The organism is Bradyrhizobium sp. Kon10 (genome assembly GCF_055807395.1).
Window position 1 is genome coordinate 144,503 of sequence record NZ_JBVVOZ010000014.1, and the last position, 21,932, is coordinate 166,434.

Annotated in this window: 21 protein-coding genes; 7 read left to right on the top strand and 14 right to left on the bottom strand. The window is 64.9% G+C overall.

The window, feature by feature from the left end; all coding sequences use genetic code 11:
• Positions 1-51: 51 nt before the first annotated feature.
• Complete coding sequence (gene tsaA / locus AC0L2O_RS20760) at positions 52-543, bottom strand: tRNA (N6-threonylcarbamoyladenosine(37)-N6)-methyltransferase TrmO (protein ID WP_473371001.1); 492 nt, start codon at positions 541-543, stop codon at positions 52-54.
• Positions 544-757: 214 nt separating this feature from the next.
• A complete protein-coding gene (locus AC0L2O_RS20765; RefSeq protein WP_473371002.1) occupies positions 758-1,789 on the bottom strand; it encodes a transglycosylase SLT domain-containing protein in 1,032 nt (343 codons plus the stop codon).
• Positions 1,790-1,810: 21 nt separating this feature from the next.
• On the opposite strand from AC0L2O_RS20765, the gene AC0L2O_RS20770 reads away from it, so the two are divergent.
• Complete coding sequence (locus tag AC0L2O_RS20770; RefSeq protein WP_473371003.1) at positions 1,811-2,827, top strand: TRAP transporter substrate-binding protein; 1,017 nt, start codon at positions 1,811-1,813, stop codon at positions 2,825-2,827.
• 8 nt (positions 2,828-2,835) lie between these two features.
• On the opposite strand, the gene AC0L2O_RS20775 is transcribed toward AC0L2O_RS20770, so the two are convergent.
• Positions 2,836-3,048, bottom strand: coding sequence for a hypothetical protein (locus AC0L2O_RS20775; RefSeq protein WP_409188323.1), 213 nt, complete (start codon positions 3,046-3,048; stop codon positions 2,836-2,838).
• Between the two features lie 243 nt (positions 3,049-3,291).
• Here AC0L2O_RS20775 and AC0L2O_RS20780 point away from each other — a divergent pair, with 243 nt between their 5' ends.
• Complete coding sequence (locus AC0L2O_RS20780) at positions 3,292-3,930, top strand: HAD family hydrolase (protein WP_473371004.1); 639 nt, start codon at positions 3,292-3,294, stop codon at positions 3,928-3,930.
• On the opposite strand, the gene AC0L2O_RS20785 is transcribed toward AC0L2O_RS20780, so the two are convergent.
• Both AC0L2O_RS20785 and AC0L2O_RS20790 read right to left on the bottom strand, forming a co-directional pair.
• Complete coding sequence (locus AC0L2O_RS20785) at positions 3,927-4,967, bottom strand: phenylacetaldoxime dehydratase family protein (RefSeq protein WP_473371035.1); 1,041 nt, start codon at positions 4,965-4,967, stop codon at positions 3,927-3,929. The two genes, AC0L2O_RS20780 and AC0L2O_RS20785, sit on opposite strands and share 4 nt — an antisense overlap.
• Before the next feature lie 29 nt (positions 4,968-4,996).
• Positions 4,997-6,013, bottom strand: coding sequence for a carbon-nitrogen hydrolase family protein (locus tag AC0L2O_RS20790; protein WP_369723222.1), 1,017 nt, complete (start codon positions 6,011-6,013; stop codon positions 4,997-4,999).
• A 198-nt stretch (positions 6,014-6,211) separates the two neighbouring features.
• On the opposite strand from AC0L2O_RS20790, the gene AC0L2O_RS20795 reads away from it, so the two are divergent.
• From AC0L2O_RS20795 to AC0L2O_RS20805, 3 genes are all read left to right on the top strand, one after another.
• Complete coding sequence (locus AC0L2O_RS20795) at positions 6,212-7,168, top strand: AraC-like ligand-binding domain-containing protein (RefSeq protein ID WP_369723221.1); 957 nt, start codon at positions 6,212-6,214, stop codon at positions 7,166-7,168.
• A gap of 80 nt (positions 7,169-7,248) precedes the next feature.
• Positions 7,249-7,395, top strand: coding sequence for a hypothetical protein (locus AC0L2O_RS20800; RefSeq protein ID WP_369726813.1), 147 nt, complete (start codon positions 7,249-7,251; stop codon positions 7,393-7,395).
• A gap of 148 nt (positions 7,396-7,543) precedes the next feature.
• Positions 7,544-8,965 (top strand): MFS transporter, encoded by a 1,422-nt coding sequence (locus tag AC0L2O_RS20805; protein WP_473371005.1) that lies wholly within the window; start codon positions 7,544-7,546, stop codon positions 8,963-8,965.
• 96 nt (positions 8,966-9,061) lie between these two features.
• On the opposite strand, the gene clpA is transcribed toward AC0L2O_RS20805, so the two are convergent.
• The 3 genes from clpA to AC0L2O_RS20820 form a co-directional block, all read right to left on the bottom strand.
• Complete coding sequence (gene clpA / locus AC0L2O_RS20810; RefSeq protein WP_369723219.1) at positions 9,062-11,467, bottom strand: ATP-dependent Clp protease ATP-binding subunit ClpA; 2,406 nt, start codon at positions 11,465-11,467, stop codon at positions 9,062-9,064.
• A gap of 283 nt (positions 11,468-11,750) precedes the next feature.
• Complete coding sequence (gene clpS / locus AC0L2O_RS20815) at positions 11,751-12,083, bottom strand: ATP-dependent Clp protease adapter ClpS (RefSeq protein ID WP_014494655.1); 333 nt, start codon at positions 12,081-12,083, stop codon at positions 11,751-11,753.
• A gap of 671 nt (positions 12,084-12,754) precedes the next feature.
• Positions 12,755-13,093 carry a phasin family protein gene (locus tag AC0L2O_RS20820; RefSeq protein WP_369723218.1) on the bottom strand — a complete coding sequence of 113 codons (339 nt, stop codon included), beginning with the start codon at positions 13,091-13,093 and terminating at the stop codon, positions 12,755-12,757.
• Between the two features lie 385 nt (positions 13,094-13,478).
• Here AC0L2O_RS20820 and AC0L2O_RS20825 point away from each other — a divergent pair, with 385 nt between their 5' ends.
• On the top strand, positions 13,479-15,275 hold the full coding sequence (locus AC0L2O_RS20825; protein WP_473371006.1) for a serine hydrolase: 1,797 nt from the start codon (positions 13,479-13,481) through the stop codon (positions 15,273-15,275).
• A 217-nt stretch (positions 15,276-15,492) separates the two neighbouring features.
• Here AC0L2O_RS20825 and AC0L2O_RS20830 read toward each other — a convergent pair whose 3' ends face one another.
• The 4 genes from AC0L2O_RS20830 to AC0L2O_RS20845 all read right to left on the bottom strand — a co-directional run bounded on the left by AC0L2O_RS20830 (position 15,493) and on the right by AC0L2O_RS20845 (position 19,297).
• Positions 15,493-16,218, bottom strand: a complete 726-nt coding sequence (locus AC0L2O_RS20830) for a DnaJ domain-containing protein (RefSeq protein ID WP_473371007.1) — start codon at positions 16,216-16,218, stop codon at positions 15,493-15,495.
• A gap of 64 nt (positions 16,219-16,282) precedes the next feature.
• Entirely contained in the window at positions 16,283-17,038 is a 756-nt protein-coding gene (locus AC0L2O_RS20835; protein WP_473371008.1) for a VWA domain-containing protein, read from the bottom strand.
• A gap of 127 nt (positions 17,039-17,165) precedes the next feature.
• Positions 17,166-18,026, bottom strand: coding sequence for an alpha/beta fold hydrolase (locus AC0L2O_RS20840; protein ID WP_369723215.1), 861 nt, complete (start codon positions 18,024-18,026; stop codon positions 17,166-17,168).
• Between the two features lie 347 nt (positions 18,027-18,373).
• Positions 18,374-19,297: a division plane positioning ATPase MipZ gene (locus tag AC0L2O_RS20845; RefSeq protein ID WP_409188320.1), complete on the bottom strand. Its 924-nt coding sequence runs from the start codon at positions 19,295-19,297 to the stop codon at positions 18,374-18,376.
• A gap of 260 nt (positions 19,298-19,557) precedes the next feature.
• On the opposite strand from AC0L2O_RS20845, the gene panC reads away from it, so the two are divergent.
• Positions 19,558-20,409 (top strand): pantoate--beta-alanine ligase, encoded by an 852-nt coding sequence (gene panC / locus AC0L2O_RS20850; RefSeq protein ID WP_473371009.1) that lies wholly within the window; start codon positions 19,558-19,560, stop codon positions 20,407-20,409.
• Here panC and AC0L2O_RS20855 read toward each other — a convergent pair.
• Positions 20,406-20,846: a DUF1489 family protein gene (locus tag AC0L2O_RS20855; RefSeq protein WP_369723212.1), complete on the bottom strand. Its 441-nt coding sequence runs from the start codon at positions 20,844-20,846 to the stop codon at positions 20,406-20,408. The two genes, panC and AC0L2O_RS20855, sit on opposite strands and share 4 nt — an antisense overlap.
• A gap of 42 nt (positions 20,847-20,888) precedes the next feature.
• Entirely contained in the window at positions 20,889-21,848 is a 960-nt protein-coding gene (locus tag AC0L2O_RS20860; protein ID WP_369723211.1) for a hypothetical protein, read from the bottom strand.
• Between the last annotated feature and the right edge of the window lie 84 nt (positions 21,849-21,932).

The window sequence follows — 21,932 nt, forward strand, 5'->3', positions numbered from 1 at the left end:
GCGCAATTGCGCATCATAGCTCGCGTCTTCGGCGCGCCCGGGAATGACGGACTACTCCGTCTGAAAGTCTCCCGCCTGCGGCGCAGCGAGCGGCGTGAACTCGCAGCGGTCGGGCTTGAGGTCGATCAGCGGCGTGTTGTCGATGCAGTCGAGGCCGCGAACCAAAATCGTATTGCCCTCGATACCGACGAGCTTGACGATCGAGGTGCCGATCGGATTGGGCCGCACCGGCGAGCGCAGCGAGAACGTGCCGCGGGTGTTCTGGTTGTTCTTCGGACTCTGCAAGACGATGTCGCGGCGCGACTTGTCGAGCCAGTAGAGCACTTCGAGATTGCTGTAGAAGTCGACACCCTTGATCGCCGGAACGAACGGATCGAAAATCTCGAGCCGGCACACCGGGCCGTCGTGACGGCCTTGCCGCGGCGTCTCCAGCCGTGAGGTCCAGGGCGTGCGGATGCGGCCAATGAAGACCAGTCCGGCATCCTGCGTCGACGGCAACTCGATCGCGATCTCGCCCTCGCGGAGCTCGTTTTGGCGAACCATATTTCCACTTCCTCGCTGTTCGGAAGCGGTTTTAGCCCAACCACCACTTGCCGGCCAGCAGGAAGACCTCACCGGTGACCACTCCGGCAAAGACACTACCCGTCATTCCGGGGCACGAGGAAGTCGTGAGCCCGGAATGCATTCGGCCACAGAGATCCGCGCCCCAGAGGCGCGCCCCGGAATGACAAGGGAGAGAGATTCGCCCCGTGCCCGCTCAGGCGCGGTTCTTCAGCACGAAACAGGCGCCGCCAGCCTTGCGGATCCGGTTGCACAGGTCATCGGCCTCGCTGCGCGTGTCGGCGCCGATGCGGACCAGATAGAAGGGGCGCGTGCCGCGGCTGCGCATCACCGAGGAGAGCAGGCTCGGGTCGCGGTCACCGATTACGGCGTTCAGGCGCGTCACGGCGCGGGAATACATCGCCAGCGCCTTGTTGCGGTCGAAGCCGGCGGCGAGCTGCACGCCCCAGACCTTGGCGGCGGCAAGCTGCACATGCTGCTCGAGCTCGGCGACGAAGGGATTTGGCGCCCGCTTCAACAGCGCCATCAGATCGCGACAGCTCGTCGGCGGTGAACTCGGCGGCCCTTTGCCGGTCGCGCCTGCCTTGGCCCACGCATCGACCGTCGCGCCAGTGATGGCATAGACGTAGTTGCGGGTCTGCTCCGGCATCCCACCGGTGCCGGCCAGCCATTCCTGCACCCGTCGCGGCCCGGCATTGTAGGCCGCGGCAGCCAGGCCGAGATTGCCGAACTGGTTGCGCAGCTCGTTGAGAAACTCCGCCGACTTCGGCAGCGCCTGCACCGGATTGAACGGATTGAGCAGCCCGCGCTCGCTCGCGGTGCCCGGCATGAACTGTGCGATTCCCTGCGCGTGCTCGCCGCTGCGCGTGGTCGGACCCACCGCATCGGCCTGGAAGCGGCTTTCCTGCCAGATCACGCGGGCGAAGAACTCCAGCGGCAGGTTGGCGTCGCGCGCGGCAGCCTCGATGATCAGGCAGATCGACTCCCGGGTGTCGCTCTCACGGGCATCCGCCGGCTTCTCCGGCGGCCTCGCAAGTTCCTCGACGCTCGGCACCGCGACGTCGGTTTTTGCCGGTGAACTGTCCCATGCCGCCGCCTGTGTGAGCGAGACAAGCAGCACACCGATGACGCGCAATACGATCTGCACCAACCACGTACAGGCAGGATGGTGGCGCGCGCCGGCGCAGCATGCAACAAGGTGATCTGCCATGTTGTGGCATCGTGCCATGGTTCGACGAGTTGATAATATATGCGGCCTGACCCGTTTCTCCCAATGCGCTCCCCTGCCCAACGGATCCAAGCGATCCTTGCCCTCGCCGTGCTCGTCCTGTCCGCGGCGCCGGCCATGGCGCAGGTCAACTGGCGGATGACCACGGAATACCCGCAAAACAACATTTCCGGGATCGGGCTCACCAGTTTCGCCGATCGCGTCGCCGCACGGACGAAGGGTTTCGTCACCGTGACCAACGCCTTCGACAACGAGCTCAAGATCAGCTCGGGCGACATGCCGCGCGCGGCGCTGGACGACCGGATCGCCGGCGGCGATGCCTTGGCGGGCGCGCTCTCCGGGCTCGACCCGGTCCTCGGTCTGTCCACCCTGCCCTTCCTGGTCCAATCGGTCGAAATGGCCCGCATCGCTAATGCGCGGGCGCGCCCGCTCTACGAGAAGGCGCTGGCAGCGCGCGGCCTCAAGCTGCTCTATCTGACGATCTGGCCGGCGACGGGCCTCTGGTCGGAGGGGTCGCTTGCAGGGGCCGACGATTTACCGAAGCTCAACGTGCGAGGCTACGACAGCAATTCGACCGAGGTGATGCGCGCGGCCGGCGCCAATGCGCAATTCTTGCCGATGGACATGGCCATCACGGCGCTCAGGGAGCATCGGCTGAATGCGTTCCTCACCTCTGGTGATGGCGGTGCGGGACGCAAGCTGTGGGACTTCCTGCCGTATTTCACGGCCATCAACTACGCGATGCCGGTCTCGATCGCCTTCATCCGCAGCGAGGCATTCGCCGCGCTGTCCGAGCCGATGCAGGGCGAGGTGCTGGCCGCCGCAGCCGAAACCGAGCAGAGCCAGTTCGCGCTGCTGGCTCATCGCACCTCCGAGAACTATGCGCGGATGCGCGACAACGGCGTCCGCATCGCAGAGCCCGCGCCGGCGTCGCTCATCGCAGCGCTTCGAACGGCCGCAACGGGCGCGATCACGACCTGGAAAGCCCGGGCCGGTGCGGATGCGGCCGCGATCGTCGAATGGGCGGGACAGCAATAAGGTTTCGGCTACTGCCCGCTTCGGTCCTGCGGCGAGACCGGCATTTCTGCGGTGATTGCGCGGTCCAGGGCATCGATCAGCGTTTGGAGCTCGACGAATTTGTTCCGCGCCCGCTCGGCCTTGTCATGATCGAAGGGAGCGGCCAGAACTTTCGCATGGGGGTCTCGGTCCTCGATCATGCGATCGCGGGCCTTCTTCAATATTTCAAGTCGCTGGTTCATCTGTGCTCCTCCGCCATTATCTGCTCGACCCCGACCAGGGACGGCGAACTTGTTCGATGCCGGTCTCGCTGCCGTCCGTAGCGCGCCGCTTTCGGACTTGCGGAGGATCGGGCAGTCACAAGACTTATGGAAGCCGTGGGAAGGGCGGTGATCGTACGACTCTACGCTTGCCCTCCATCAATAGCGAGCTTTAAAGCGGTACGGGCATCAACAGACGCCACTATCAACACGGGCAGCGCCAGCATGGCTACAATCTATTTCGATCTCGACGGCACCCTGACCGACCCAAAGCCCGGGATCACGCGCTCGATCCAGCACGCCCTGCAGCGGCTTGACCTCGCGGTGCCGGCCGAGGACGAACTGACCTGGTGCATCGGACCACCGCTGCACGCCAGCCTGAAAAGGCTCACCGGGAGCGACGAGCTGACCGATCGCGCGCTGCTCCTCTATCGCGAACGCTTCAGCGAGATCGGCCTGTTCGAGAACGAAGCCTATGCCGGTATCGTGGACACCCTGGCGACGCTTGCAGCGACAACGCCGCGCATGTTCGTCGCCACCAGCAAGCCAGCGGTCTATGCCACCCGCATCGTCGAGCATTTTGGCCTGAAGCCGTATTTCGAGCGGGTGTTCGGCTCCGAGCTCGACGGCACGCGGGTCGACAAGCGCGACCTCCTCCGCTACGCGCTCGACGAGGCCAAAGTCGATGCGAGCAGCGCCATCATGATCGGCGACCGCAGCCATGACGTCATCGGCGCCCGCAGCAATGGCATGACCGCGATCGGCGTGCTCTATGGCTATGGCAGCGAGGCCGAGCTGAGGGATGCCGGCGCGCATCACATCTGCGCCGCACACGCCGAACTGCTCGGCCATTGCCTGGGTTAGGCGCTTACGGTCTCGACTGCCGCCAACATGCCCGTTTTCGAATGGCAATTCAGATATTCGAAGAATTGTTCGTCCGCGGTTGCGACAGTGACCTCGTGATAGAGCCGCAGTTTTGCCGACGGCCCGAGCGCGGAGAGATACTTCATCGCCGCGCCGAAAATCCTGACATGGGTCGGATGCGACTCCGCCCAGCGTTCCAGCGCGGCGAGGCTCTGCCACCAGCTCTGGCCGTAGGATTTTTCGCTCGTACTGCCGTCAGCCGAGAGCACGCGCATGTAGCGGTTTGCAAAGCAGCCAATCGCGAGGCCGTCGTCGCGCAGGAAATCCATGCCCTCGCGCAACACCGGCTCGACGTCGTCGAGGTAAAGTTTCCGCTCCGACGCCTCCGTGTCACTCCAGTCCTGACCGGAGCGGATCAGGCAGAGATTGTCATGCGCCTGAACCCGCAGCCGCGCGCCATCGCGGATCAGCTCCGGCGCACCGGCCGGCGCCATCGCGTCGGTCTGCGACAGCGGGATGCGGTCGCGCATACCGCCCCAATAGGCGTGCTCCTGCACCTCCCCGCTCATGCCGTCGGCGATGGCGGCGACCCCCTCGGGCCGGCCGAGCGACGAAAACAAGGTCTCGTGCCGCGCGACTGACGGGCGCAGCACCTCGATGAAAGTGCCGATGCCGTCTCGCTGCTTTCCGGTCCAGGCCTCGCGCGCCGCTGCAAACCAGACATCGAAGCGCGCGACGTCGTCCCAATAGGCAACCGAGACCACGTTGTCGTAACCAGCCTGATCGACATAGTGCGCGCGGTCCCAATGCGAGGGACTGGCTTCGGCCGTGAAGCACCGGCCGATTTCCGCGAGCGCTTCCGTCGCGGCCGCCGGCAGCGCGCCGCGATGCTGCACGCCAAAATAGGCCATCACGACGTGGCTGATTGCGGGCTTGTAGCGCGCCACGAACGAGGGATATGGCGGCTGGTAATCATCCGGCACCCGCTTGTGGCGCGAGCGCGTCGATTCGAGGTGCACGGGAATTGCGGATTCGATGTCCATGGCGATACCCTCTCCCGAGATGCTCAGCTCGCCGCCGCCGCGATGTCCGTTGGCTCGACTGTGTCGACCGGCAGCGCGAATTGCTCGACGCGCTGGTATCGTTTCTTGTTGAGCAGCAGCCGCGTCACGTCGGGCCGCGAATAATGCCCGGCGGGATCCGCCGCGTTCTTGGCAACGCCAATCGCTCCAAGATCGATCTCGGCCATCAACAGCCCCTCCTGGTCCGGCGCCAGCCTGTCACCGATCTGGCTACCGTCGGGTCCGTAAATCGCGGCGAACCCGCCGCCCACATGCAGCAGCGCGTTCTTGTCAGGCCGGTCGCAGAGCTCGTCGATCATGGCTTGAGATACTGTCGCGCAAGGCGCCAGCACGAAGCACGAGCCTTCGACCGCGTAGACGCGCGAGGCGGCGTTATTGACCTCGGCGCCGAGCGCCGGCGCAAAGGGATCGTAGAGCGAAAAGCTCGGCCAGGCCGCGACATGGACCTGCTCGTTCTGGGCGTACATGGCGTATTTCGACAGCGGCTGGAGATGCTCCCAGCAGCACAGCGCGCCGATGCGGCCGATATCGGATCGCGCGTGAACGGCGAGATCGCTGCCGTCGCCCTCGCCATAGACCGTGCGCTCGGCATGGGTCGGCCGCAGCTTGCGGCGCTTTGCGATGGTCTCGCCGTCGGGCCCGATCAGCCATTGCGCCAGATAAAGACTGCCGCCGTCCCGTTCGGACAGGCCGATCACGGCCGTCAGCTTCGCCTTGCGCACGGCGGCGCGCAGCTTCTCGGCCTGCGGGCTGTCATAGGCGAGCGAATTGTCGAAATAGCGCTGCACAAAGCCGCGGCCGATGGCCCAGGCCGGCGAGTCCATCCAGATATGCCAGGGGTAACCAGGGATGAAAGCTTCCGGAAACGCGATCAGCTTCGCGCCCTTTTCGGCCGCCTCCCGGATGAGGGCGATGGACTTCTCGATCGAGCCGTCGAGGTCGAGCCAGGCAGGCGCCGCCTGCACCACCGCCACCTTGTATTTCGGATGTTCGATGCCCATTGCCACCTCCATTGCCGGTTGATCGGAAGCCACGTCCGATGCAGTCTGTTTGAGCAAGCCGGGAGGCCGGGCGCTCGACCAGGACGGAACAAAAACTCGACCGGAAGGAATTGCCACCCCGGTACGGAACTTGCCTGCGGTCAGGCTGGATCTGTGCCACCATGCGGTTTTGCTGGGTGTGAAAGGGAGGGTTGCGCGATGCCAATCCAGTTCACGACGGAAGGCAGCCCGGGCTACCGCCGGCTCGCCCTCTGGCAGGACATCGTCTGCGACGTCTTTGTCGGGCTCGACTGCAAGTCGGACCTTGGCAGCGCCTTTCACGGCTCGGTCACGCAGGCTTCGCTCGGCAAGGCCGTGTGCTCCGAGGTCAGCTCCGACCGCCAGCACGTTTTCCGCACGCCCTCGCGCATCGCGCGCTCGGATCAGGATTTCGTTCTCGTCGCGCTCGGCAATTGCGGCGACGGCGGCGTCGTCCAGGACGGCCGCGAGACTTTGATCCATCCCGGCGAGTTCGCCCTATACGACACCACGCGTCCCTATGAGCTGAAGTTCAACGACACGTTCACGCAGACCATCTTCAAGGTGCCGCGCGAGATGTTGCAGCGGCGGCTCGGCGGCACGGAGTCACTCACCGCGATCTCGTTCGGCGCCGACGTTCCGCTCGAGCGGCTCGCCTATGATTTTATCTTCAGGCTCTGCCAGAGCGTGGACCGGCTGGCGCCGACCAATGCCGCCGCTCTGTCGGAGCAGGCGGTCGATCTGCTGGCGATGTCGCTGAGCGAACGGCTCGGCAACCATTCGTTGCCGTCCTCGACCCATCGCTCCGCGCTGCTCTACAGGTTGAAGGCGCACATTCGCAGTAACCTTGCCGATCCCGACCTCTCGCTGCCAGAGACCGCTGCTGCGCTCGGCATTTCGCCGCGCTACGTCAATGATCTCCTCGCCGACGAGGACACCTCGTTCCAACGCCATGTGCTGGCCGAGCGCCTCGCGCAATGCAGGCGCGACCTTGCCTCGCCCGTGCTCGCCCACCGTCACATCAGCGAGATCGCCTTCGCGTGGGGCTTCAACGATCTTTCGCATTTCGGCCGGGTCTTCCGCGAGCATTTTGGCATGTCGCCGCGCGACTTCCGGCAGAGCCAGTTGCGGCATTGAGTTGAGCTGCATCAAGCCGGCCGGCACCGGGCGTGGCATCGTGCAGGCCCTCGCGAGGCCGCCCGATGCGCCGATTTGCCATGAAGGCCCTGTTCACGGCTCTCAATTTCAACCGCTCGGACCGGACGCGGATCGACTGGGATCGCACTGTCCTGATCGCTTCGACGGCGGTGACGGTGGGCCTCGTCGTGCTCTTTCTTTTCGGAAAGTCGGCATCGCGCTGGTGAAGCCGCGAAAGCCGTCCTGATCCATGCCCGCGGCGCCGGGGGACCCGCTCCCGAAGCAGGAACTGTCCGTGTCCTGCCGGGTTGCGATGCATCTCGCAATTTCCTAGTCCGGAGATCAGTTACGGCTCGAATCAACCACGCCTCCACCATGTCATCTGTCCCGATCGAGCATGCCGATGGCCTGCCGCAGCCGCAGCGCAATCAGGCGGTCCTGACCATTGCGCTCGGCATCATCATGGCCGTGGTCGACAGCGCCATCGCCAACGTGGCGCTGCCGACGATCGCGGCCGATCTGAACGCGAGCCCGGCCTTCTCGATCTGGATCGTCAACGGGTACCAGCTCGCGATCACGATCTCGCTGCTGCCGCTGGCCTCGCTGGGCGAGATCGTCGGTTATCGTCGTGTCTACCTGGTTGGGCTCGTGCTGTTCACGCTTGCATCCGCGTTCTGTGCGCTGGCGCATACGTTGCCGCTGCTGACGATCGCGCGCATCGTGCAGGGGTTCGGCGCGGCCGGGATCATGAGCGTCAACGCGGCGCTGGTGCGCTTCACCTATCCGCGTCGCCTGCTCGGCCGCGGCATCGGGCTCAACGCGCTCGTCGTGGCTTTCTCGGCCGCAGTCGGCCCGACGATCGCGGCCGGCATTCTCGCGGTTGGAAGCTGGCCCTGGCTATTCGCCATCAACGTGCCGCTCGGCGTGGTGACGCTGGCGTTCGGCTGGCGCAGCCTGCCCCACACCAAGCTCGCGGGCCGCTCCTTCGACTGGCAGAGCGCGGGTCTCTCGGCGATCACGTTCGGCGTCGGTATCGCCGCGATCGACAGCGTCGGTCATGGCGAGGCGCTCGTCACCTGCCTGGTCCAGTTCGCAATCGCCATTGTCGCCGGGCTGCTGTTGATCTACCGCGAAACCCACATGGCCTCGCCGCTTCTCCCCATTGATCTGCTGCGCATCCCCGTCTTCGGGCTGTCGATTGCGACGTCGATCGCTTCGTTCTGTGGGCAGATGCTGGCCTTCGTCGCGATCCCCTTTTACCTGCAGAGCCGGTTTGGTTATTCGGCGGTGCATATGGGCCTCTTGATCACGCCATGGCCGATCGCGGTGGCCTTCGCAGCCCCCCTCGCCGGCCGTCTGGTCGAGCATTATCCAGCGGGCCTGCTCGGCGGCATCGGGCTGACACTGTTTGCCTGCGGCCTCGGCGCGCTCGCCTTCCTGCCCGCAGCGCCGACACCGCTTGACGTCATCTGGCGGATGGCGCTGGCCGGCGCCGGCTTCGGCCTGTTTCAGACGCCGAACAACCGCACCATGATAGCTGCCGCGCCGCGTGAGCGCTCCGGCGGCGCAAGCGGCATGCTCGGTACGGCACGGCTGCTCGGCCAGACCACGGGCGCGGCACTGGTAGCGCTCTTCCTCGGCCGCTATCCATTGGAGGGAACCCGGATCGCGCTGCTCACCGCCGTCGGCTTCGCCCTGTGCGGCGCCATGCTGAGCATGCTGCGGCTCTCACCCACGGGCGCGCGCGGCGCCGAGCATGTCCGCGTGCAAGACGACCAGCGCCTGCGCGGCGAATAAGGGAGGCACCCGAAGCCGGCAGGTGAGAGCCCGCGCGGTGCCAAAACGAAAAAGGCCGGCTTCTCAGCCGGCCTTTCCGATTCCTGCGAGCTGCGATCAGACCTTGACCAGCGGTCCCTTCGACGTCGGCCCCTTCGAGCCGCCGGGACCACCCGGCTTGGACTTGCCCGGCGGACGCTTGCGGGCGGGCAGCTTCTCCTGCTTCGGCGTCACCGGTCCCTCGACGAACTCGAAGCCGATCTTGTCTTTGGTCTCGTCGGCCTCGTCCTTGACCAGGACGACGCGGACGTGACCGCCGCCCTTGAGCTTGCCGAACAGCACTTCGTCGGCGAGCGGCTTTTTGATGTGCTCCTGGATCACACGGGCCATCGGCCGCGCGCCCATCTGCTCGTCATAGCCGTGCTGGACCAGCCACGCCTTGGCCGGTTCGGACAGCTCGATCGTGACGTCGCGGTCGCCGAGCTGGGCCTCGAGCTGGAGCACGAACTTCTCCACCACCGTGCCGATCACCTCGACGCTGAGATGGCCGAACGACACGACGGCATCGAGACGATTGCGGAATTCCGGCGCGAACTGCCGGTTGATCGCCTCGTGGTCGTCGCCTTCCCGCTTGGATCGCGTGAAGCCGAACGCCTGTTTGGCCAGATCCGACGCGCCCGCGTTCGTGGTCATGATCAGGATCACGTTGCGGAAATTGACCTGCTTGCCATTGTGGTCGGTGAGCCGGCCGTGGTCCATGATCTGAAGCAGCACGTTGTAGAGGTCGGGATGCGCCTTCTCGATCTCGTCGAGCAGCACCACGCAATGCGGATGCTGGTCGACGCCGTCGGTGAGCAGACCACCCTGGTCGAAGCCAACATAGCCGGGAGGTGCGCCGATCAGGCGCGACACGGTGTGCCGCTCCATGTATTCGGACATATCGAAGCGCAACAGCTCGACGCCGAGGCTTGCCGCAAGCTGCTTTGCCACCTCCGTCTTGCCGACGCCGGTCGGGCCCGAAAACAGGTAGCAGCCGATCGGCTTCTCCGGCTCGCGCAAGCCGGCGCGCGCCAGCTTGATCGATGCCGCAAGCGACTCGATCGCCTTGTCCTGGCCGAACACCGTGCGCTTCAGGGTCTGCTCGAGATGCTTGAGCACCTCGGCATCGTCCTTCGACACGCTCTTCGGCGGGATCCGCGCCATCGAGGCGATCGTGGTCTCGATCTCCTTGATACCGATGGTCTTCTTACGCTTGTTCTCGGCGACCAGCATCTGCGCCGCGCCCGACTCGTCGATCACGTCGATCGCCTTGTCGGGCAGCTTGCGGTCGTGGATGTAGCGCGAGGAGAGCTGGACCGCAGCCTCGATCGCCTCATTGGTGTATTTCAGCCGGTGGTAGTCTTCGAAATACGGCTTGAGGCCCTTGAGGATCGCGATCGCATCCTCGACCGTCGGCTCGTTAATGTCGATCTTCTGGAAACGCCGCACCAACGCGCGGTCCTTCTCGAAGTGCTGCCGGTATTCCTTGTAGGTCGTCGAGCCCATGCAGCGGATGGTGCCCGAGGCCAGCGCCGGCTTGAGCAGGTTCGATGCATCCATCGCTCCGCCCGAGGTCGCGCCCGCACCGATCACGGTGTGGATCTCGTCGATGAACAGGATCGCATTCGGATGCGCCTCAAGTTCCTTCAGCACCTGCTTCAGGCGCTCCTCGAAGTCGCCGCGGTAGCGCGTGCCGGCGAGCAGCGTGCCCATGTCAAGCGAGAACACAGTCGCAGCCGCCAGAACGTCCGGCACCTCGCTGTCGACGATGCGCTTGGCGAGGCCCTCCGCGATCGCGGTCTTGCCGACGCCGGCTTCGCCCACGAACAGTGGGTTATTCTTCTGCCGGCGGCACAACACCTGGATCGCGCGGTTGATCTCGGAATTGCGTCCGATCACGGGATCGATCTTGCCGTCGCGGGCCTTCTTGTTGAGATTGACGCAATAGGTTTCGAGCGCCTCGCCCTTCTTCTTGGCGTCCTCGCTGCCCTTGGTCTCGGTCTCCTCGTCGACGCCGCGCACCGGCCGCGCCTCGGAGACACCCGGACGCTTGGCGATGCCGTGGCTGATGTAGTTGACCGCGTCGTAGCGCGTCATGTCCTGCTCTTGCAGGAAATACGCGGCATGACTTTCGCGTTCGGCGAAGATCGCGATCAGGACGTTGGCGCCGGTCACCTCTTCGCGGCCGGAGGATTGCACGTGGATGACCGCGCGCTGGATCACGCGCTGGAAGCCGGCGGTCGGCTTGGCATCGTCGGCGCCATCCGTCACCAGATTCTCGAATTCGGTTTCAAGATAATTGACGAGGCTCGTGCGGAGCTTGTCGAGATCGACGCTACAGGCGCGCATGACGGCGGCTGCATCGGAATCGTCGATCAAGGAGAGCAAGAGATGCTCGAGCGTCGCATATTGGTGATGACGCTCGTTGGCGATCGCCAGTGCACGATGCAGGGATTGTTCAAGGCTTTGAGAAAAAGTCGGCATTCGCGTCCTCTATGGCCCCCACCATCATGATCGCCATCGCCCGGTCAGGCAACAACAACCTTTGTCACATATAGTTATCCAAGATCGCGGCGTAAGACCGGTTCCGCGAGTCGGCGGCGACGTACCTGCGGTATTTTCGATGCAAAACCCGTTCCCATTTGGGCGGGATTGGCGCCGGCACAAATTTCCGCCCGTTTGCCGGCCGCAACGGACATGCAGGAGGCATCAGTCGACGATCACACTGCTACACAGAACATGCGCCGGCCAGGAAGGCCGTGATCGCCTACTTTTTTTCCATCACGCATTGCAGGGGATGCTGGTGCTTGCGGGCGAAATCCATCACCTGCGTCACCTTGGTCTCCGCGATCTCGTAGGTGAACACGCCGCACTCGCCGATGCCGTGATGATGGACGTGCAGCATGATCTTGGTCGCGGCCTCGATGTCCTTCTGGAAGAACTTCTCTAGCACATGGACGACGAACTCCATCGGCGTGTAGTCGTCGTTCAGGATCAGCACGCGATAAAGGTTCGGCCGCTTGGTCTTCGGCTTGACCTTGGTGATCACCGACGTGTTCGGACCCGTCGGGCCCCCGGAACGGTTCTCGTCGTTGCTCATCCGGGGAGCGTGGGCGGCGGCAGCCGCGGACAGGTCTGGTCTGGAAGTCAGTTGCGGCATGGCTCAGGCGTTCAAATTCCCCACGGAAGCGAATGACGGTCCGCCGCGCAGGCCCGCGACTTGGGTGCCTCGCACAGCGCGCCGCCTTGGTGGATCGCCGCTTCCAACCGGTCCGGTTCAACCCGGATCGATTGCAGGGAATATGGGGCCGCTTCCGGCTCGCCGCAAGCGCGCGAAGATCCGGCCGATGCGTCGCGGAAGCCCCGATTCCCGGCCCGGCGATCCCCGCGAACGTTAATCAATCCGGACTGATTTGACAAAAGCTTCCAACGCGATTGCTTGGAACGTGGAGACCAGGAACCTGAGTGCGCATGAACCGCAGCGGCTTGGCGCGAGGAGTGGCTCCGCTTTTCTACGGTCCAACTTGCCCGTAGTTCAACGGCGTGGCCCAAAATGACTGCGGCAATGGCAGCGCGTGTGCTGCAATGTTGCGCCAGCAGCGCCGAGAATTTCGACCTGATCGCCTCGGCGGCCCAGACCGTCTCGTGTTCAAGGACATCGGCAAACTTGCGTCGAAGCTTCGCGTCACACCTAGGAGCCGCCGCCGCTCCCGAACTAAAAAAAGCCCGGCTGCTTCAGCCGGGCTTTTGATTCCAGGACTTCCAGAAAGATCAGTTGGCGGCCGGGGTGAACTTCGACACGATGGTCTCAACCGGCTTGAACGCCTGCTTGGCGAGATCGCTGTAGAGGCCGGCGATCTTCTGCGATTCCGTGACGAAGGTCTCGTAGGCGGAACGGGCGAAATCGGTCTGCGCTTCCATCGCCTTGTCCAGCGACTTCACGCCGGAAAGCTTCTCGACGAAGGACTTGGTGTCTTCAAACGACTTCTTGGTGTAGTCGCCATAGGCGCTGGCGATCGCCTGAATGCCGTGCTGCACCGTGGTGGCGGAGGCGACATACTGCTCGAAATGCTCTTTGCCGTAGTTCTGAAAGTCTTCAACCTTGAACATCTTGGATCCCTTTTCCCTGGCTTTGGTCCGGAAGCCCGGCTCCCTGACTCTGCCCACAATTAGTGCAACGCACAAAAAAGTCAACAATCTTGTGCGACGCACAAAAATGAATGCAAGTTGCAGAAATTCCCGATTGTTCCCGCAATGCTTTCTTAAGCTTTTGGAAACCCCGGGCCCCTACCCTGATTCCCGCACGTGTTCACCTTCCGCAGACGGTCAAAAGCCGTTTGAGAACACCACCTTAGCCAGAACAGCGGCTCAGGCTAACGTCCCCCGCAGCGAGCAACGGCGGAGGGACAGCTTGAGCAGGTAATGATCCCGGGTCCGCAGGGCACAATTTCGCCTCACGAGCCGGTGATCAAGTCACAAACGGGGACGGGGTTCCATGCTTCGTAACAACTGGTCTTCCTCGCGCTTGGCGCGGGTTGGCATCTTCGGACTTCTCACGGTCACCACAGCCGTGATCTTCACGACCGATGCCGCGGACGCACGGCGCTCCCGGCGCCACTACGCGCACCACCGGGTGCATCACGGTGATTCCGAGAGCTATAGCCCGCAATTCGCGTCGATCATCGTCGATGGCAATTCCGGCGCGGTGCTCCAGTCGACCAACCCCGACGCGCTGCGCCATCCCGCCTCGCTCACCAAGATCATGACGCTCTATTTGCTGTTCGAGCGTCTCGAGTCCGGCAAGATGAAACTGGACACCGAGATGCCGGTGTCGCAGCGCGCCGCCGACCAGGATCCGACCAAGCTCAATCTGCGTGCGGGCCAGACCATCCGCGTCGAGGACGCGATCAAGGGTCTCGTCACCCGCTCCGCCAACGACGCCGCGGTGGTGATCGCGGAAGCGATCGGCGGCGACGAGGATGATTTCGCCGCGATGATGACGCGCAAGGCGCGCGCGCTCGGCATGTCCAAGACGATCTACCGCAACGCCAACGGCCTGCCCAACGACGAGCAGGTCACCACCGCGCGCGACCAGGCCACGCTCGGCCGCGCCATCCAGGAACGCTTCCCGCGTTACTACCGCTATTTCTCGACCACCTCATTCACTTGGCGCGGCGAGTCGATCCGCAACCACAATCACCTGCTCGGCAGCGTCGAGGGCGTGGACGGCATCAAGACCGGCTACACCCGCGCCTCTGGCTTCAACCTCGTGACCTCGATGCGCCGCGGCAACCGCCACCTCATCGGGGTCGTGCTCGGCGGGCGCAGCGGCGGTTCGCGCGACGCCATCATGCGCAATTTGCTCGCGGAGAATCTCGAGAAGGGCGCGACCACTCACACGGTCGTGGCGGTCACCGAGCGCAGCGGCGCCGACGCCAGCACCGATGTCGCCGACGCCTCCGACACCCCGGCCCGCCTCGCTCCGCAGGTTCAGGCCACGGCCGCACCCGAGGCACCCGCGCCTCGTCCGGCCTCGCGCCTGTCGGCGCTGGCAGCCGCCGCAACCGCCGCGATGCCGCCGGCCCAGCCCAAGCCTGAGGCCAAGTCCACCGAATCCAGGATCGAGCCCGCGCCGCTCACCAATGGCGTGATCTCGAGCCAGCCGCTGTCGCTCATTCCGGGATCGTCCGAGCCGATGAAGCCGGTCCGGGTCAAGACGGTTCAGGTCAAGGCCGGCACCGTGAAGGTCGCGTCCGCTGCTCCGACACAAGTCGCGCCGCAGGTCACTAACACGATTACGCCTCGCAACGACGTCGCGGAGACCTCCGGCGCGGTCGTCGCCAAGGCCGATATCGCCAACAAGCCAGAGCCAGCTAGAGCCGAGGCTGCCCGCGCTGAATTGCCTGAGCAGCCGGCGGGCTTCGGCACCGGCAACGGCATCCTGGGCGTCTTGCCGGCCGCTCCCGCGGCCGCCAAGCTCGCCTCGGCCGATCCGGCGCCGCTGCCGGTCCAGATGAGCGCCCCGACCAGGCCGGTCGTCACCCACAGCGGTTGGATCGTCCAGGTTGGCGCGCTCGAAAGCGAGAACGAAGCCCAGCAGCGCATCGACGCAGCGCGCAGCTCGGCCCGTGGATTGCTCAGCAGGGCAGATCCGTTCACCGAGCCGGTCGTGGCCAAGGACAATCGCAAGCTCTATCGCGCCCGCTTCGCCGGGCTGGAGCGGGATCAGGCCGAGGCCGTATGCCGCGCCCTGAAGCGCGCCGAGATCTCCTGCATGACCGTGCGCAACTGATCTCTCGCCCGGCCCCAATCAAAATGCCCGCGGCTTACGCGGGCATTTTTGTTTTTGGGACGCGGTGATGCCGCTGTTCCCACGACAACCTCTCGTCAACGATTTACGGTTAAAACTTTACGCAAGGGATCAACCACGCCGCAATGGCGGGCATCGGCGACGGCGAACAGAGCAGCGGAGCTCACGCGGTACGAGCGTTTGTAGCGTGGTGCCGGAGTCAGCCGTTATGCGTACGAAGCAGAGTGTCCTTGGCCTCGTTTACACGGGCAGCGAGGTACGTCGAGCCCCCCTGGTCGGGATGCAGTTTCTTCATCAGGGACTTGTGCGCCCGGCCGATGTCGTCGCGCCCCGCGCCCGGCTGCAGGCCAAGGATCTGATAGGCCTCCTCCGTCGTCATTTTGCCGCTCGCCGCCGTGCGGCGCTGCCCCCCTGCCGCGTCGCCCTGCGCGTTCTGACGCCAAGCGGGAAACCGGCGGTCCAGATAGGTTTCCAGTAACGCCACGCTCTCGGCGTCGAACGCCGGGACCATCGCCAGCAGGCCAGCGAGATCGAACTCGTGGAGACCACGCCCTGCGTGCGGCCCGGCGACGATGTCGCCCGTGAGCTCGCCAGAATCGTGGTCGAGCCGCATGTCGAGGAATTGCGAGCGCACGCGCGAGGTCTTGCCGGACGGGCGCGTGGCGCCGCCGCCGAATAGTCCACCGATATTGCCGAAGCCAGCATTCGCCAGCGGCGTCCAGCCGAGCAGCCCGGCTCCGAATATTCCCAGCGGAATCGCAACCGCCAGTTCGCCCCGCAAGCCCGTGAAGGCCGCAACCGCGAGCGCCACCACGCCGCCGCCGAGCTTGATGGTACGCGCCAGCACCGCCGGATTGGCGGCGCGGAACATCTGGAGCAGCAGATAAAGGGTGATAATGGCGACAACGCCGGCGATCAGTGTCATGGCCCGAATATAGACCCCTCGCACACGGAATGCATGCGACAGCCGCGAGCGTCGCCAGCGCGGCTCACTTCATCTGGCCGATCAGCTTCGCCGCACCGCTCGCAGTCCGGGACAATTTCAACAGCGCCTCGCGCCCGCCGGCGGCGTAGGCCGCAGCCGCCCGCAACAGCTCGCGCAACTGCGCGGCCGCGCCGGGATCGAATCGGCACCATGCCCCGCCCGTCAGGCGCGCGATCTCGCGAAACGCCTGCTCGGCCACGGCATCATGGCCTTCCTGAAACAGAAACACCGGGACTTTGAGCATGCCGAGTTCGCCGGCCTTGGCGCAGAGCTCGTCGACCTTCTCTTCCATCGCGTCGCCGACGAAGACCACTGCGCGCACGCCGGACGCGACCGCCTCGCGTCGCGCCTCGGTCAGCACCTTGCCGATCTGGGTGTCGCCGCCGCGGCAGTCGATCTTGCTCATCAACGCCGCAAGCTTGCCGCTGTCGGAGATCCACCCGCTGGCGCGGCATTCGTTGAACCCGCGATAATAGACCAGCCGGATGTCGAGGCTGCCGAGCACCCCGGCCTCGCGGAACATGTCCGCCTGCAGCGCGCAGGCCATGTCCCAGGTCGGCTGCCGGCTCATCGTCGCGTCGAGCGCAAAGATAAGCCGCCCCTTCGCGCCAGGCGCATGCGGCGATAGCGCACGCGCTTTAGCGACGAAGGCGGCGACGTCCTCCGAAGTCGATGTCTTTGCCGGCGGCAACGCGCCGTCTCGTTCGGCCTTCGCCGAAACGCTATCGCTGTTGCGTGGTTTGACTGGTTCGCCGGACATCCGCGGTCGCAATTGGTCCCAAGGCCACCAATGTGGATAGCGCGCCCCGCCCGGTCAATGAGCAAAGCCTCCGCAGGCGGATGCCGGCAGACGCCTTGAACTTGTTTTCGACGATGGCCGAGGGCCTTCAGCTCTTGGCGGGCGCCATCAGGGCGACCGGACCAGGCTCGAGGATCTTCGGCGGAGAGGACGTGGTGTCCACCGGGGCTACTGCGCTATCGGTATCGCTCAGGAATTTGTCCAGCATGCTCTGGATCGAGTTCTTGGCGTCATCCGGGCCTGTGTCGCGCATGTCGTTATGCTGGAACTCCGTCTTCACGACCTGGATACCGGCCTTCTCGCATTCCTCTTCAGTGGGGATCACGCCCGGGTCGGTCTTGAACTGCGGATCCTTGGAACGGAATGAGAGGATCTTGAACTTACCCGCGGTCACGAACGGCACGCGGAGATTATCCAGTGTCACGACCTTCTTCACCTCGTCAGGATACTGCTTGGCGAAATACATCGTGATGTCGCCGCCCATGGAGTGGCCGACCATCGTCACCCTCTCATAGTCGGCGTTGGGCTGAACCTTCTTCATCTCCTGCATCGCGAGGTGGATGTTGGCGACACCGCGCAGGATCTGCGGCAGCCGGCCGACATAGAGTTCGCCGGGCTTGGTCACCATCGGAGGATCGGTCGGCAAATCATGTTGCGGGCTGACCACGAGGTAGCCGCGCGCAGCGAAAATGTTGGCGAGGAAGCCGTACTCGGTGTTCTTGACGGTGTTGCCGTGATTGATCACTGCGACGGGCATCGTGATCATGCCGGCATTGGCCTGCATTTCCTTGTCGCGGCGGATCGCGATGTCGACAGGCACGGGACGGTTGTCGCGCGAAGCATCGTAGAAAGTGATGGTCTCATGCCTGATCGCCCACTTGCTCGCCGTGAAATAGGCGACGCCGCAGAGGGCAGTGACACAAACCAGAACGGCAATTCCACGCTTCATTTTCGTCCTCAGCCTCAGGCTTGTCTCACCTGAAGTCCCTGTCGAAACCGTGTTTGTTCGGGGAGCTCTTTGGCCCCCTCGCGCCTATTCCCCAATATACGTCACAGCAGCGTGACAGGAAGGCCAAATTTTGTGAACCGACAGCCCTTTCATTGTGCGACGCACACGTTTGTTAGGCATCCCGTCTCAGGTGGCTAAATCAGGGAACAGGCTATCATCCGACGCAACACGTCTCCGCCGCGTTCAATTTCAGGGTGAACGTCGGGTGAAAACGGGTTTGCGCGGACTCGGTTCCGGCGGGAGCCGACGGTGCTAATCGCGCACAAGTAGCACCGTACCGCCCGCCGTCAGGCGCCGAGGATGTCGTGGACCTCGAGCGGCCTGTCGACCTGGCTGAACCACTCGGCGCGATTGGCCGCACGGCGGCGGCCGCGTTCGTCGAGCGGCAGCTTGAGCTGGCGCAGCAGGCTCGTCACCTCCTCCCGGGCGGTGAGATGGCCGAGATTGGGCCGCATGCCGAGCGTCGCCTCGTCGATCTCGTCCAGCGCCGTCAGGCCACGCGGGAAGAATTCGCGATAGACGACGCGCTCGGCAAAGCCGTCGACATAGCGGAAGCCGAGCCGCAGCGACAAATCCTTCAAGCCGTCGGCAACGAGCTGCTTGTTGCGGGAGCCGAGCATCGAGAGGCGGTTGCGCACCACGATCCAGTCGGTGCTCGAGCCGTCGAGTTGGCGGCGCTTGCGCCTGACGTCACGAACCATCTCGGCATAATGGCTCTCGCCCGTCACCGCGTAATTGGCGGGATCGACAGTGCCGAGCACGTCGAAGTCGAGGAAGCTGTCGTTGATCGGCGTGACCAGCGTGTCGGCCATCGAGTGCGCGAGGCGCATCAGGTAGCTGTCGGTGCCGGGCGTATCGATGACGATGAAGTCAAAGCTGCTCTCGACCGCCGAGACCGCCTCCATGAACTGCTGGAACTCGGAATTTTCGTTCTCGGCAATCTGCATGGTCTCGCCGAGCTTGATGCAGCGATGCACCGGCAGCTCGAGGTCGAGCCTGGTGCGGCGCGCCCAGGCAGAGCGATTGTTGATGTAGTGGGTGAAGCTTTGCTGGCGGCAGTCGAGGTCGATGGTAGCGACGCGCTGGCCGGCCTTCAGAAGCGCAACCGCGATGTGCAGGGCGGTGGTCGATTTGCCGGAGCCGCCTTTCTCGTTGCCGAGCACGACGACGTGCGCCGAGCCGGATTGCCCTTGGCTAGCCTGCACAAGCATAGCGATCCTCAACACCCCTAACGAATATCTTCGAGTTGGCCGCGTCTGCGGTCAAGTTAAATGCGTGACAGGATAACGAAATCGCAGCGCGCCGCTCTTCATCATGAATCGCGCTGCCGTATCGCGTCTGTGATCCAGCCCACAATGTCGCGAACTCCCGAGCGGCGCTGCGCGGGATGCTGTGCGGCATGTCGATGCGTGGCGTCCACGATCGCCGCTTGTTAAGATTAGGCGGTCGCGCCCAACCACCTCGAGTACTGATGTCAGCAGGCCCCTTGATCGCCCGCACGGTCCCCACCCTGCGACGCGCCCTCGACAATCTCCGCAAGCGAAACGCCACGGTCGCGCTGGTGCCGACCATGGGGGCGCTTCATGACGGCCATGTGTCGCTGGTTCGCCTCGCCAAGCGGCGCGCCAGCCGCGTCGTGGTCTCGATCTTCGTGAATCCGACCCAGTTCGCGCCGACCGAGGATTTCGGCGCCTACCCGCGAACCTGGAAGGCCGATATCGCCAGGCTCGCAGCCGAAGACGTCGACATCGTCTGGCACCCAGGCGTGAAAGCGATGTATCCGCAGGGCTTTGCGACCCGCATCGTGCCGGAGGGACCGGCGCTCGCCGGCCTCGAGGACCGCTTTCGGCCGCACTTCTTCGGCGGCGTCGCCACCGTCGTCGGCAAGCTGTTCACGCAATGCCGGCCGGACGTGGCCATCTTCGGCGAGAAGGACTTTCAGCAATTGCGGGTGGTGGCGCAGATGGCGCGCGACCTCGACCTCGGCGTCAAGGTCATCGGCTCGCGCACGGTGCGCGAGCGCGACGGGCTCGCGATGTCCTCGCGCAACGTCTATCTCTCAGCCGACGAGCGGCAGACGGCGACCATGCTCTTCCGCGCCATGAAGGAGAGCGCCGGGCGCATCCGGGCCGGTGAACCGATCGCGCCCGCGATGGCGCGCGGCGCCGAGATGATCAAGGCGGCCGGTTTTGCGCTCGACTATTTCGAGCTGCGCCATGCCGAGATGCTGGTGCCGGTCACCTCGAGCGGGGACGGACCGTTGCGGATCCTGGTCGCCGCCAAGCTCGGCACGACGCGGCTGATCGACAATATCGCGGTCTAGAGCAATCCGAGATCGCGCAGCTCGCGCCGCATCGGCTCCGGCATCGCGGCGATGGTGCCGGCAGCCGACTTGCCGAGATCGGCCGGCACGGAATCGTCGGCGAGATAGCGCCAGCCCTGGAACGGGCGCATCGGCCGCGGCGACACCGAGATCACCTTGGGCTGCATCACGATCCTGCAGCGCCCGATCCCGTCCTTGTCGCGGAACGGCTCGATGCCGATGATCTTTTCGCGGGCGGCGACCTCACCCTTGATGACCCAATAGAGCGAGCCACCCGCGAGGATCTCGGCGTCACGCTTGGGCACCATGCGGGTGATGTGGATGTGATGTTGCGGCAGGCCCTTTTTCTTGGCCGTCTGCATCCGTTCGGCGATCCACCCCTTCAATTCCTTGACGGAGTCGCAGCCGACGGCAAGCTTGATCAGATGAAGTGGCATGCCCCAGCATTAACGGGCCGGCCGCGGGTTTTCAAAGCCGATCTACTGGTTATCCGCAGCCGCGGGAGCCGGTGCGGCGGCCGGTGGCGCCAGCGGAACCGGAGCGCTGGCACGCGCGGCCCTCGGCGCCGGCGGCTTCTTCGCGGCAGGAGCTGAAGCTGCGGCCGCTGCGCGCGGCGCCGGGGCAGCAGCAGCATTTGCGGCGGGCGCCGGGCGCGTCGCCGGCTCCGGATTCATTATGCTCACCGGTGGCGTCGACGAGGCGCTCGGGAACTCAGCATTGGTCGGCTTGCCCGTCGGCATCGTCTGCGGCAGCGCCGCGAGCGCGGCCGCGGCCGGCATCGCCGGTCCCGTGGCGGGCGTGTTCCAGGCCGGCGCGTAGCGCGCGACCAGCATGTCGTAGAGATGGGCGTCCATGTTGGCGGCGACCTGTTGCTGATCCCTCAGCGAGCGGAAGGTGGCGCAATCGAACTGGGTGCAGCCGTCGCGCGCGACCAGCACCTGCGCGACGAAGCCGTAGCGGTCCCGCTCCAGCGACTTGCGCAGCACCTTCATGTCCGGCGTCAGGTTCTTGTCCGCGGAGGCGGCATCGCCGAGCGCGGTCAGCCGATCGATTCGGGCCGCGGTGTAGGAGACGGCGGCAGCCGCAGCATCGGGCGAGCCGAACAACGCCTTCTCGCACCCGGCGAGTACGGCATCACCGGCGAGATCGTCGAGGCAGGACAGCGCCGGCAAGTTCGCCGCTGCCACCGCCTGGGCGCGGACTTCGCTGGGCGTGGTCGGCCCAGTCGGTCCATAGACGCGCATAGTGGCGGCCACCGCGATGCCGATCGCGAGCAGCGTGATGACGGTCAGCGCGCCGTTGGCGACCGACTTCTCGGCACGCACCAGCGTGATCAGGAGAATCAGTCCGAAGAAGCCGGCAGCCGCCAGCGTCATCCACATCGGAAAGGCCGGCGAGCGCCAGATTTCGTCGAGCGAAGTGGTCCATGCCCAGTTCATGCGCGACGTCCCCTCACGCGAGCAAAGAGCGAATGGTCAAAGCGAGCACCGCGAGTCGGCAACTGCCCCCGGTCCACCTTGTCG